The 13,413-nt window shown below is 39.2% G+C and carries 11 protein-coding genes; all 11 read left to right on the top strand.

Annotated elements, in window-relative coordinates; all coding sequences use genetic code 11:
- Positions 1-6 precede the first annotated feature (6 nt).
- The 11 genes from BACFIN_RS17830 (at position 7) to BACFIN_RS21385 (ending at position 13,387) form a co-directional block, all read left to right on the top strand.
- Entirely contained in the window at positions 7-1,572 is a 1,566-nt protein-coding gene (locus BACFIN_RS17830) for an STM4011 family radical SAM protein (RefSeq protein ID WP_032839112.1), read from the top strand.
- A 237-nt stretch (positions 1,573-1,809) separates the two neighbouring features.
- The gene (locus BACFIN_RS17835) at positions 1,810-3,174 is read left to right on the top strand and encodes an MATE family efflux transporter (protein ID WP_007748261.1); all 1,365 of its coding nucleotides are present in this window, start codon (positions 1,810-1,812) and stop codon (positions 3,172-3,174) included.
- Positions 3,175-3,193: 19 nt separating this feature from the next.
- Positions 3,194-4,072, top strand: a complete 879-nt coding sequence (locus BACFIN_RS17840; protein WP_007748258.1) for a helix-turn-helix domain-containing protein — start codon at positions 3,194-3,196, stop codon at positions 4,070-4,072.
- Between the two features lie 92 nt (positions 4,073-4,164).
- The gene (locus BACFIN_RS17845) at positions 4,165-4,587 is read left to right on the top strand and encodes a pyridoxamine 5'-phosphate oxidase family protein (protein WP_007748255.1); all 423 of its coding nucleotides are present in this window, start codon (positions 4,165-4,167) and stop codon (positions 4,585-4,587) included.
- Between the two features lie 685 nt (positions 4,588-5,272).
- On the top strand, positions 5,273-5,593 hold the full coding sequence (locus BACFIN_RS17850) for a helix-turn-helix domain-containing protein (RefSeq protein ID WP_007748247.1): 321 nt from the start codon (positions 5,273-5,275) through the stop codon (positions 5,591-5,593).
- 118 nt (positions 5,594-5,711) lie between these two features.
- A complete protein-coding gene (locus tag BACFIN_RS17855; protein ID WP_032839110.1) occupies positions 5,712-7,085 on the top strand; it encodes an ATP-binding protein in 1,374 nt (457 codons plus the stop codon).
- Positions 7,086-7,121: 36 nt separating this feature from the next.
- Positions 7,122-8,615: a type I restriction-modification system subunit M gene (locus BACFIN_RS17860; protein ID WP_007748241.1), complete on the top strand. Its 1,494-nt coding sequence runs from the start codon at positions 7,122-7,124 to the stop codon at positions 8,613-8,615.
- Between the two features lie 5 nt (positions 8,616-8,620).
- Positions 8,621-10,144: a type I restriction-modification system subunit M gene (locus BACFIN_RS17865; protein WP_007748239.1), complete on the top strand. Its 1,524-nt coding sequence runs from the start codon at positions 8,621-8,623 to the stop codon at positions 10,142-10,144.
- Complete coding sequence (locus BACFIN_RS17870) at positions 10,144-11,283, top strand: restriction endonuclease subunit S (protein ID WP_007748237.1); 1,140 nt, start codon at positions 10,144-10,146, stop codon at positions 11,281-11,283. The genes BACFIN_RS17865 and BACFIN_RS17870 overlap by 1 nt, the downstream gene beginning before the upstream one ends.
- A 57-nt stretch (positions 11,284-11,340) precedes the next feature.
- The gene (gene xerA / locus BACFIN_RS17875; RefSeq protein ID WP_007748235.1) at positions 11,341-12,324 is read left to right on the top strand and encodes a site-specific tyrosine recombinase/integron integrase; all 984 of its coding nucleotides are present in this window, start codon (positions 11,341-11,343) and stop codon (positions 12,322-12,324) included.
- Position 12,325: 1 nt separating this feature from the next.
- The gene (locus tag BACFIN_RS21385; RefSeq protein WP_007748233.1) at positions 12,326-13,387 is read left to right on the top strand and encodes a restriction endonuclease subunit S; all 1,062 of its coding nucleotides are present in this window, start codon (positions 12,326-12,328) and stop codon (positions 13,385-13,387) included.
- Positions 13,388-13,413: the final 26 nt, after the last annotated feature.

The raw sequence follows: 13,413 nt of genomic DNA, 5'->3' as shown, positions 1-13,413 counted from the left end.
ATAGAAATGGAAAACGAAAGCTCTTTACTTTCCTTCAGGCATATATATTATCGCGGCAAATTGAATAGCTGCAACTATACCTGTTCTTATTGTCCTTTCGGCAAGAAGTCGCATCTGGCAGATACGACACAGGATGAACAGGCATGGAATCGTTTTATAGCAGCTATTGAACAATGGAAAGGGGAGCCGTTGCAGTTATTTATTATTCCTTACGGTGAAGTATTGATCCATCGTTATTATCGGAAAGGAATGGTGCATTTGGCGGCATTGCCACAGGTGTCCGGAATTTCCTGTCAGACTAACCTTTCTTTTCCGGCTAAACACTGGCTTGATGAGATTCGTGTGGCTCCCACTGTGATAAGTAAGATAAGGCTTTGGGCTAGTTTTCATCCTGAGATGACTTCGGTAGAGAAATTTGCGCATCAGATTCATATACTCCATCATGCGGGAATACAGGTATGTGCCGGAGCGGTAGGAAATCCCTCTGCAAAGGCCGTACTCAATGATTTACGGAATGCTCTTTTGCCGGATATTTATTTATTCATTAATGCTATGCAAGGGTTAAGGGCACCATTAAGTCAGGAAGATATTCAGTTTTTCAGTCAACTGGATAATCTTTTTGAGTATGACTTGAAAAATGCTCCGGCACAATGGGAAGTTTGCGCAGGAGGAAGGGATAATTGTTTTATCGATTGGAAAGGGGATATGTATGCTTGTCCCCGAAGCCGGGTGAAGATAGGTAATTTTTATCAAGGTGATGGAGCTGTTGTGCCGTTATCTTGCAAGAGGAAGGTTTGTGACTGTTATATTGCATTTAGTAACCTGAACAATCACCCTTTACATCGAATAATGGGAGAAGGGGCATTCTGGCGAATACCGGACAAGCCACTTATTACGACTGTTTTCTTCGATGTGGATGGAACACTGACTGATTCACAGGGAAAAGTTCCAGAAAGTTATGCTAACGCTTTGCGATATATGGCACAGTCCGTTTCCTTATATCTTGCCACTTCTCTGTCGATGGAGCAGGCGAAGAAAAAGCTGGGAAAGGCTCTTTTCGATTTATTCAGGGGAGGAGTGTTTGCAGATGGAGGTTTATTATCTTATTCGGGCCAGATCAGGTGTTTGCCGGTGAAAGTATATCCGGAGGTATATGGAGAATCTGCAAAAGTTACTATTCATAGTTATGAAGGAGTGGTTTACAAGTATAGTATATTGGTACGTGATAAAGAACAGAGAGAAGCTATTCTTACCCGGTTGAAAGAGAATCCCTGCCAGGTCTTTCATAAAGCTCCGTTGATAACAGTCATTCATCCTGAAGCAAGTAAAAAAGAGGGGGTGATTCAGTTATGTAAGGCTTTGACTTTATCTTTTGAACACACCTTAGTTGTAGGAAATTCGTTAAAGGACTGGCCGATGATGTCCGTGGTTTCTCATTCTTGTGCCGTAATGAATGCGGAACCCTTATTAAAAGAACGCGCACGTTATACGCTGAATCCGGATCGGTTGGCAGCTTTCTTTCGTTTTTCTAACGGAGATCCTATAGACCAAACCTCGTCTGATAATAGTTGATATATAGCTAGTTACATCTTCATAAGAAAATAAAAACCGGTTAAAATTTGGTAATTATGAAAACAAAGCCCATATTTGCAGCCCTGAAATAGGGACAGGCATAAAAATCCTCATCGGAGGGTGCTATAATAATAATTATAGTGCTGGATAAGATGAATGGTGCAAATCATTCGCTTGTCCGGCACTTTTTTTATGTTGTAACAAAATAAGATAAAGAGGAAAAGTATCGAAGAAACTATGAAAGAGTTAGATTTGACACAAGGAAGCGTACCGAAGGTATTGTTGCAGTTTGCAGTACCTTTTCTGATTGCCAATGTGCTCCAGGCACTTTATGGCGGAGCTGACCTTTTCGTTGTCGGACAATATGATGATTCGGCAAGTGTGGCAGCCGTAGCTATTGGTAGTCAGGTGATGCAGACAATTACAGGTATTATTCTGGGTATTACTACCGGGACAACAGTGCTGATTGCTATTGCTACCGGAGCTAAAGACAATCGAAAAGTAGCTTTTACTATCGGGGCTTCCGTATGGTTGTTTTCAATAACCGGCGTAGTGCTAACTTTGGTCATGGTGCTTTTTCATAGTCGGATAGCAGAACTGATGCATACTCCTGTCGAAGCGATGGTAGATACGAAAAACTATATTTTGGTATGCTCTCTGGGTATTCTGTTTATAGTAGGATATAATGTTGTATGTGGTATTTTGCGTGGATTGGGTGATTCTAAAACACCACTTTATTTTGTTGGGCTGGCATGTGTGATAAATATAGTGCTCGATTTTATATTGGTCGGTTATTTCCATTGGGGGGCTACGGGAGCGGCTATCGCTACTGTAACTGCACAAGGAGTCAGCTTTGGAATAGCGCTCTGGTTCTTATACCGGCACGGATTCCATTTTGACTTTTCACGGAAAGATATTCGATTGAACCGGAATCTGTCTAAAAAGATCTTGGTGTTGGGAGCACCTATTGCTTTGCAGGATGCTTTAATCAATGTTTCTTTTCTGATTATCACTGTCATTGTCAATCAGATGGGAGTCATTGCATCTGCTTCCCTGGGTGTTGTTGAGAAAATCATCGTGTTTGCTATGCTGCCTCCGATGGCTATATCATCGGCTGTGGCAACCATGACTGCACAGAACTATGGAGCGGGACTTATCAAGAGAATGAATAAATGTCTGGCTTCGGGGATTGGGATTGCTCTTGTTTTCGGTGTGTCGGTTTGCGTGTATTCGCAATTCCTGCCGGAGACTCTTACTGCTTTCTTTACGAAAGATGCTGCTGTGGTGGCAATGGCGGCAGATTATTTGCGAGGGTATAGCATCGACTGCATCGTGGTTAGTTTCGTGTTCTGCATTAATTCTTATTTCAGCGGACAAGGAAACTCGTTATTCCCGATGATTCACAGTCTGATAGCCACTTTCCTGTTCCGTATACCATTGTCATACTGGTTCAGCCAGATAGATAGCTCGTCGCTGTTTATCATGGGATTTGCTCCACCCATTTCAACGGTCGTTTCATTATTGATCTGTATCTGGTATTTACGATATACCCAAAGGAAATTATATTTGAGAGGCACAATGATGCCTGCTATGTCGAATTAGGTGTTTTTAAGTGACTAAAATGAAAAACTCAATACCTCGATATACTTTTTATAAGCATAAGTATGGGAGTGAACTTTTGGTCGATGTAGTAGAACTGAAGTATGTGAAGAAGTTCCTGGCTAAAAGTGCTGTCCACACTCTAAATTATTATGATATTACTTTTATAACAGAAGGTAAGGGAGCTTTTTCAGTCGATAACCAAACCTATGAAGCAATTCCTCGTGACGTTCTTTTCTCTAAACCGGGGGAAATCCGGAACTGGGATACTCATCATATCATCAATGGGTATGCTCTGATTTTCGAAGAAGAGTTTTTGTCTTCCCTCTTTAAAGATTCTTTGTTTGTACAGCATCTTTCGTTTTTTCAGATAGAAAGTTTTTCATCACTACTACATTTGTCTGATGAGCTTTATACACGCATACTTGAAACCTTGCATGATATAAAGATGGAGATTGATTCGTATCAACAGGGCGATGTACACGTTTTGAGAGCATTACTTTATGAAGTCCTGATGTTGCTGGACCGTGCTTACCTTAAAATGACTTCGATAGAGGAGGGCAGAAGTAGGGAAGTTTCCAATAATCATGTAAGTAAATTCATGAATTTGGTTGCTACACATGCAAAAGAGCAACATTCGGTTCAATATTATGCGGATAAGCTCTGCATTACTCCTAATTATCTGAATGAGATGATAACCTCGACCATGGGAATCAGCGCAAAACAATATATTCAGAGCAAGGTGATGGAAGAGGCTAAGAGGCTGCTTGTTTATACGGACTTTCCTATAGCTGATATTGCATTTGAACTCTGTTTTTCAACGGTTTCTTATTTTATCCGTAGCTTCCGGCAGCATACGGGAGAAACTCCATTATTATATCGTAAAGCGCACAAACCGTAAAAAGTGCTATTTCTACCTTTCTTTTTATTGCATTGCTTTCCTGACATTTCTCTACTTTCGCATCAGATAATAAACCAATAATAAAAAGTAAAATGATGAGAGACGCGGAAAAAACAGTAGGCAACATGATTGATAAGCTGAAAACAGCTTTTATCGGTTCGATAGACAGTGAAGGATTTCCTACCATCAAAGCGATGCTGCAACCCAGAAAAAGAGAGGGGATAAAAACGATTTATCTGACAACAAATACTTCGTCCATGCGTGTGGCGCAATACCGGGAGAACAACCATGCATGTATCTACTTTTGTGATACGAGATTCTTTAGAGGTGTCATGCTACGCGGTACAATGGATGTCTTGACGGATAGTGCCAGTAAAGAGATGATCTGGCAGGAGGGAGACACCATGTATTATCCGGAGGGAGTGACGGACCCTGATTACTGTGTATTGAAGTTTACTGCTGTTTCAGGACGTTTCTATAGTAATTTTAAATCGGAAGATTTTGTGGTCGGATAATGTGTAAGTGCCCTCTTGTTATAGTAGTTCCGAAATGTTCAGAGTTGTTTGGGCTGTTTTACTTGCCGATGCAGCATATTATGCTAATTGATTGTTAATAGTTTATGGCTTAAAAGATAGAAGCCTCAAAAATTTACTTGTTTTTTTGCCGAAAATCGAAGATTTAACACTTTTAACCTTAGTTTGTCTTCAAACGAAGGGAAAAAGAGAAAAATGGCTCTATTTTGCTCTTAAATCTCCGTTTCGCAAAGATAAGGCATATCTGTGATTATTTCGCCGATTATGGATGCAAAATCGTAAATGAGTTCACGGATTTTTTAGCTTATAATTGGGTGACCTTCGATTTTGGCAGAGCTATTTCTTTTCTTCCCTCTTTTAGTTTTACTTTAATGCGTGTATATATGAATACAGGGATAAAGTAAAGTTACTTTTCGTTTGAATGGTCAAACTAATATTAAACAGACATAGCAAGGAGGGTTTGTTTACGCCTGTATAACGAATAGTATTTTATTTGTTAGTAGATGTATACTGTGCTTATGAATAATATGATGGTATTTAATTTTGAAATTCTATTCCAAATGATTATGTCTATGACTGATTATATGGCTTTGATGCGATTTTTATGTGCAATGTATCATTAAATAAATAAAAAGTAGTATCTTTGTATATTATATGATGAGTTAACATGGCAAAGAATACAATGGGGACTAAGTTGCCCCGAAAATTAGAACAAAAGATGTCCGTTGTGGGAGAACAGATTAAACTGGCTCGCTTGCGCAGGAATCTGAGTGTAGCTCAAGTGGCGGAACGTGCCACCTGTTCTCCGTTGACCGTGTCCCGAATAGAGAAAGGTGTGCCGACAGTGGCAATCGGAATATATTTGCGCGTGTTGTATGCTTTACAGCTTGACGATGATATTCTGTGGTTGGCCAAAGAAGACAAACTAGGGAAAACATTACAGGAATTGAGTTTGAAGACAAGGAAAAGAGCTTCGAAAAAGGGATAAAACTCACTTTTTTCTGCATATAAGTCGATAATGACTCTATCAGGATAAAAAAATACAGCTTAAAATTTTGTATTATGCCATAAAAACATTATGTTTGTACTGCATAATAATGTGGGCTATGAAATTTGTTGATAGAATAGATGAAGCAGCACGACTGAAGGATGCTCTTGCAAGAGAGAAATCCTCGTTAGTTGTGATGTATGGTCGCAGACGATTGGGTAAATCAACGCTTATTAAAAGGGTATTGTCAGAAAATGATGTATACTTCCTTGCAGACCGTTCGGAAGGTCAACATCAGAGGGCATTACTTGCAAAAGTGATAGCACAGGTGTTTCCTGATTTTGAGAAGTTGTCGTATCCCGATTGGGAGTCGATGTTTCGTGCGGTTAATTATCGAACAGACAAATGTTTTACTTTGTGTTTGGACGAATTTCCGTATCTTGTGGAGCAATCTCCTGAACTGCCGTCTGTATTGCAGAAACTTGTTGATGAGAAACAGTTGAAGTATAATCTGGTGCTTTGTGGTTCATCACAAAATATGATGTATGGGTTGTTTCTTGATTCTACTGCGCCTCTTTATGGTCGTGCTGATGAGATAATGAGACTTACACCTATACGTTTACCCTATATTCAGGAGGCATTGAACCTTAATGCGATGAACGCTATTGAAGAGTATGCTGTATGGGGCGGTGTGCCGCGCTATTGGGAACTGAGGGAAAACAGAATTTCGCTTGATGATGCCATGTGGCATAATATCCTTTCTGTAAATGGGGCTCTTTATGAGGAGCCGATAAAACTGTTTCAGGATGATGTTAAGGATATAGTCAAGACTTCGACAATAATGTCTTATATCGGTACTGGTGCAAACCGTCTTTCCGAAATTGCTGCACGATGCAATGAGCCTGCAACCAATCTGTCGCGTCCATTGAAGAAACTTGTTGATCTTGGATTTTTGGAAAAAGATGTTCCGTTCGGAATTGATGAAAAAAATGCGAAAAAGAGTCTTTATAAGATAGCCGATCCATTTATGGCATTCTACTATAAGTTTGTTGTTCCTAATCGTTCGTTCATAGAACTTGGCCGTCGTTTACCCATAGAACAGGCTTTGACTACTCATTTCTCTGAGTATGTGAGTATGCAATGGGAAAAACTGTGTCGGGATGCCGTCACAGGAAATCTTGTTAATGGAGTAGTTTATGGCCAAGCAAAACGCTGGTGGGGCTCTGTTCTCAATGAGGATAAGAAGCCGGAACAGGTCGAGTTCGATGTAATGGCCGAATCGCTTGATAAAAAGTCTCTGTTGGTCGGAGAATGCAAATGGACAACCCAAGAGAACGGCAACCAACTGACAGCAGAACTTCTCCGCAAAGCTAATCTGCTGCCGTTTGCTAAGAACTACACCATCGTTCCGGTGCTGTTCCTTAAGAACGCTCCGAAAGGTGATTCCGAGAATGTGATGTTGCCGGAAGATGTTGTTGAGTTAATGAAATAAAGGAATCTCAAATTCACTATTTGACAGAGTTATTAGATGGCAAAAAAAACAATAAATAAAGAGCTTACAGGTGCACAGGACTTATATAATTTTTTGTTTGAGGCCTGTAATATAATACGCGGTCCTGTAAGCCAAGATAATTTTAAGGATTATATCACGCCTTTGCTTTATTACAAGCGGATATCTGATGTTTATGATGAAGAAACAGAAGAAGCTTTAATATCAAGTGGTGGTGATAAGGAGTATGCATCTCTGCCAGAGCAACATCGTTTTGTTATTCCTGATGGTTGTCATTGGCAAGAAGTCCGAGAGCGTACAGAAAATCTTGGAGCTGCCATAGTCGGTGCTATGAGGCAGATAGAGATAGCAAACCCAGATACATTGTATGGGGTGCTATCTATGTTTTCATCTCAGAAATGGACTAACAAAGCAATTCTCAATGACAGCAAGATTCGTGACCTGATAGAACATCTATCAAAACGAAAACTTGGTAATAAGGATTACCCTGCGGACTTAATGGGTGATGCTTATGAAATATTATTGAAGAAGTTTGCCGATGATAGTAAGGCTCAAGCTGGAGAGTTTTATACTCCTCGTTCTGTTGTGAGATTATTAGTGCATATTCTCGATCCGCAACCGGGGGAAACTGTATATGATCCTGCTTGTGGTAGTGGAGGAATGCTTATCGAAGCTATACGATATATGCACGATGATTCTCTTTGCTGTGGAAGTATATTCGGACAAGAGAAGAATGTCGTGAATGCGGCCATTGCTAAAATGAATCTATTTCTGCATGGTGCATCTGATTTTAATGTAATGCAAGGCGACACATTGAGAGACCCAAAAATTCTTCAAGGTGGTAATATCGCCAAATTCGATTGTGTTATAGCAAACCCTCCATTTTCTCTTGAAAATTGGGGAGCAACGGAATGGAGTTCAGATAAATATAAGCGCAATATCTATGGCACACCGAGTGATAGTTGTGGTGACTATGCGTGGATTCAGCATATGATATGTTCTATGTCTTCTGGCAAGGGGCGTATGGCTGTTGTAATGCCACAAGGTATTCTGTTTCGTGGAAATCAAGAAGCAGAAATACGAAAGCAATTAGTGGAAAGTAATTTGATAGAAGCCGTTGTTACATTAGGAGATAAATTGTTTTATGGAACTGGACTTTCACCGTGCTTTTTGATAATACGAAGAATGAAACAGGCTCATCATTCCGGACGGATTTTGATGATAGACGGTTCCCAAATTCTAACTCAAAAGAGAGCGCAGAATATTTTAGAAGAGAATGATATAGATAGGTTATATTCACTTTATCAAAATTACTCCGATGAAGAGGACTATTCTCGAATCGTTACATTGCAGGAGATAAGAGATAAAGAGTATAATCTTTCGCCCAATCGCTATGTGGTTTACCACAAGGAGGAAATTCGTCCTTATGCGGAAGTGTTGGCTGAGTTCAAACAAGCATACGAAGATGTGAAGCGATTGGAGAACGAATTTTCATTACTCATTAACGCATAATCAATATGGCAGAAAAAGTAAAACAATATCGTCATCCGGACGACCCTATTACGCTCGATGAACTTAAAAGTTTCCTTTGGGCGGCTGCCACTCATTTGCGTGGTCAGATTGATGCGGCAGGATATAAAGAGTATATTTTCCCTTTGCTTTTTTTCAAACGCATTTCCGATGTTTATGATGAGCAGTTTGAAGGTTTTGTGTGTGAAGGAGGAGTTGAGTATGCAGGTATGCAAGTAGAAGATCTCCCCATCCGTATTCCTGATGGTGCGCACTGGAGAGATGTTCGTGAGGTGACGGAAAATGTTGGTAATAAATTAGTCGAAGCATTTATTGCCATTGAGCAAGCCAATCCTGCTAAGGAAATGGATGGTAGAAAAATCGGAGGATTAGAAGGTATTTTCGGACCTAAGGATGGCTGGACCAATAAGGCGAAGATGCCTGATAATATCATTACTTCGTTGATTGAGGATTTTTCTAAATATACGTTGAGCCTAAAGGTTTGTCCTGCCGATGAGATGGGGCAAGCATACGAATACCTTGTTGGAAAGTTTGCCGATGATGCCGGAAATACTGCTCAGGAGTTCTATACGAATAGAACAGTCGTTCAACTTATGGCTGAGATACTGCAGCCACAACCGAATGAAAGCATTTATGACCCAACTTGTGGTTCCGGAGGTATGTTGGTTAAATGTTTAGACTATCTTCGCAACAAAGGCGCAGAGTGGCAGAGTGTACAGGTGTTCGGACAAGAGGTGAATGGCTTGACTTCTTCTATTGCACGAATGAATCTTTATTTGAATGGAATTGAAGATTTTTCGATTGCATGTGCAGATACGTTGGAGAATCCGGCATTTTTAGATGGAAGTCATCTTCGTAAGTTTGATATAGTTCTTGCAAATCCGCCTTATTCAATCAAGGAATGGAATCGTGAGAAGTTTATGAACGATAAATGGGGACGCAATTTCCTTGGTACTCCTCCACAGGGAAGGGCAGATTATGCGTTTATACAACATATCCTTGCTTCAATGGATGAAAAAACAGGAAGATGTGCAATTCTGCTTCCACATGGTGTATTAAACCGAATGGAAGAAGAGATCATGCGGCGTAAACTTATCGAGGAAGACCTGGTCGATAGTGTTATCAGCATAGGTAAAAATCTATTCTTTAACTCGCCAATGGAGGCATGTATTATGCTATGCAGTAGCAAGAAACCATCCGACCGAATAAAACAAGTACTTTTTATTCGTGCTACAGATTTGGTAGAAAGGAAGAATGGAGAAAGCTATCTCACAGAAGAGCATGTCGAGGAAATAGTTTCATTGTATCGTGGCAATACAAATGTAGATAATCGTTCATGTATAGTTGATACCAAGACAATAAGCCAAAATGAGTATTCTATTTCACCAAAATTGTATGTAAAACAAACTCAAACAGAAAATATTTTGAAATTTTCTGAACAAATAGAACAGTGGCAAGAATATTCTTGTAATATTCATAGTGAATACACTAAACTTATAAATCTACTTTAATGACAAAGGTAAAGTTTGAGGATGTTGCAACGCGAGTTAATACTCGTGAAGACAGATTAAATACTTCTTTATTATACTATGTAGGAGGTGAACATATTGAGTCCAATGAAATGCTGGTACAAGGATGTGGTCTCATAAAGGGTTCAACTATTGGTCCGATGTTTTATTGTGGCTTCAAAAAGGGCGATATATTATTAGTCTCAAGAAATCCACATTTAAGAAAGGCTTCGATGGTTGAATTTGATGGTATTTGTTCTGAGAAAACATTTGTGTTAGGGACAAAAGATTCTAAGGTCTTGCTTCAGGAGTTCCTTGCTCTTGTTATGCAAAGTGATGATTTTTGGAATTATTGTGAAGAGCATAAATCTGGAGGAGTCAACTATTTCTTGAATTGGAGTACACTCGCAAAATATGAGTTTTATCTTCCTTCTATTCAAGAACAAAAAGAAATAGCAGACAAAGTATGGTCTGCCTATCGTTTGAAGGAAAGTTACAAGAAACTTCTTGTAGCAACTGATGAAATGGTGAAATCGCAATTTATCGAGATGTTTGAGAACGTTGAATCTTATTGCAAATTAGAAGATTTGGTATCAGATACATTCCCTGGGGAATGGGGAAGCGAACCGATTTCTGAGAATGCGATAAAAGTGATTCGCACAACAAACTTTACTAATGAAGGATATCTTGATTTGACAGATGTTGTAACTAGAGATATTGAGCCTAAGAAAGTTGTACGGAAAAAGCTCAAACAAGGTGATACAATCTTGGAGAGGTCTGGAGGTACTAAAGATAATCCGGTTGGTAGGGTCGTATTTTTTGATGAAATAGGTGATTATCTGCCTAATAACTTTACGCAGGTACTGCGTCCTAAGGAATCTGTAAATCCAGTGTACTTGTTCTACGCTTTATATAATTCCTACAATCTCAATAAGGCTGCTATGAGAGCAATGGCAAGTCAAACTACCGGCATTCAAAATTTAAGTATGTCGGATTTCATGGCTAAGTTTATAGTACTACCTTCAAGAAACGAACAAAACAAATTTGAACAGATCTACCGTCAAGCCGACAAATCAAAATTTGAATTGAAGCAGTGTATTGAAAATATCGATAAAGTCATAAAGAGTTTAATAAACGGATAGAATAAGAGAGATACGTTGATAGCTGCGGCTTAATTGGATAACAAATTTATTAATAATATGATAGAGAATCTGATTAATGACATAGAGCAGGCTATGCTGGGAGTTTTAAACAACGAGCAAATGAGTCAATTACGAAAGGTGCTAGATTATGCCTTTCGTGATATCAACGTGTCGTCTAAGAACAATGAAGAGTGCAGTGGTAATAGTGAATTAATAGATAGTTTTTTGTCGGCTAAACGAGTCGAAGGTTGTTCGGATAAGTCGATACACTATTATCGAAGTACATTAAATAATGCTATCAGGAAAATAGAAAAAAATATTCGCCATATCACTACTGATGACTTGCGTAATTACTTAAATGATTATCAGCAGACAAGCGGTGCTACAAAGGTTACGGTAGACAATATACGTCGCATTTTGTCAAGTTTCTTTTCATGGCTTGAGGATGAGGATTATATTGTGAAGAGTCCGGTACGTCGGATTCATAAAGTAAAAGTCGGAAAAACAGTCAAAGAAACATACTCCGATGAAGCGTTAGAACAAATGCGTGACCATTGCGAAGGTATTCGCGATTTAGCCTTGATTGATTTGTTGGCCTCTACTGGTATGCGTGTCGGGGAGTTGGTCAAACTCAATCGGAACGATATAGACTTTGAAAACCGGGAATGCATCGTTACCGGTAAAGGAGATAAGCAACGTCGAGTTTATTTCGATGCTCGTACAAAGATACATTTACAACGTTATTTGGCAGAACGGATAGATGACAATCCTGCGCTGTTTGTTTCGTTATTAGCACCTTATGATCGACTACAGATAAGTGGCGTGGAAATTCGATTGCGTCGATTGGGACGTGAATTGAATATTCCTAAAGTGCATCCTCATAAGTTTCGACGCACTTTGGCAACAATGGCTATAGATAAAGGTATGCCCATAGAGCAGGTCCAGCATCTCTTAGGACATCAAAGTCTTGATACAACATTGCAATATGCTATGGTGAATCAGACAAATGTAAAAATGTCTCACCGCAAATTTATTGGTTAGTATGTCGCAATTTATCGAGATGTTTGGTAATCCTGTTACGAATACAAAAGGTTGGAAGACTGCTAAGATTAAAGATGTCGCCCCGGAAATGCCTTCTAAAGAGCAACTATCTGGCAAAATATGGCTATTGAATCTTGATATGATAGAATCAAATACTGGTAGGATAATAGAGAAGGTCTATGAAGATGTTGAGAATGCTTTATCTGTTCAATCCTTTGATGAAGGGAATGTACTATTCTCAAAATTAAGGCCTTATTTAAACAAGGTTGTGATACCAGATGAGCCTGGAATGGCAACGACAGAACTGGTTCCATTACGTCCAGAGCCTAGTAAATTGCATAAAGTATTTTTGAGTCATCTGTTGCGGGGTAATCAGTTCGTTAATTATGCAAATGATATAGCAGGAGGTACTAAAATGCCACGAATGCCGCTCACTGAGTTAAGAAACTTTGATTGTATCTTACCGCCAATGGACAAACAACTTGAATTCGTATTCATAGCAGAACAGGTCGATAAATCAAAATTTGGCGACTTCAAATCGCAATTTATCGAGATGTTTGGAGGTCTCTGTCAAGATACACCATGGTCTGATGTCGTTACTATTACGAATGGAAAAGCTTATCCTGAAGAATATCAGGAAGAAGGTGCTTATCCAATTTGTGGTAGTGGTGGTATTATGTGTTATGGTGAAAAGAAATTATGTAATGGAAATACTACGATTCTTGGCAGAAAAGGAAATATCAACAATCCAATCTTCATGGAATCAGGTTACTGGATAGTTGATACGGCCTTTAGTATCGATGTTGACAAGGCTAAACTTCATCCAAAGTTCTTCTATTATTGGTGTTGTCAATACGATTTTACGAAGCTTAACAAACAGGGGGTTCTTCCAAGTCTTACAAGAAAGGACTTGGAGAAAGTAAAAATGGCTATCCCTCAAATGAGGGATCAACTAAAGTTTGTTTCCATAGCAGAACAAGCTGACAAATCAAAATCTGTCATTCAAAAAGCTTTAGTATATTTGAATGACATACAAAGTGACGAATTAGGGAAAATCGCTTAATTATTAAATTGATAACAATAAAAATC

The organism is Bacteroides finegoldii DSM 17565 (assembly GCF_000156195.1).
GTDB classification, from domain to species: domain Bacteria; phylum Bacteroidota; class Bacteroidia; order Bacteroidales; family Bacteroidaceae; genus Bacteroides; species Bacteroides finegoldii.
This window is presented reverse-complemented; position numbering and strand designations above follow the sequence as displayed.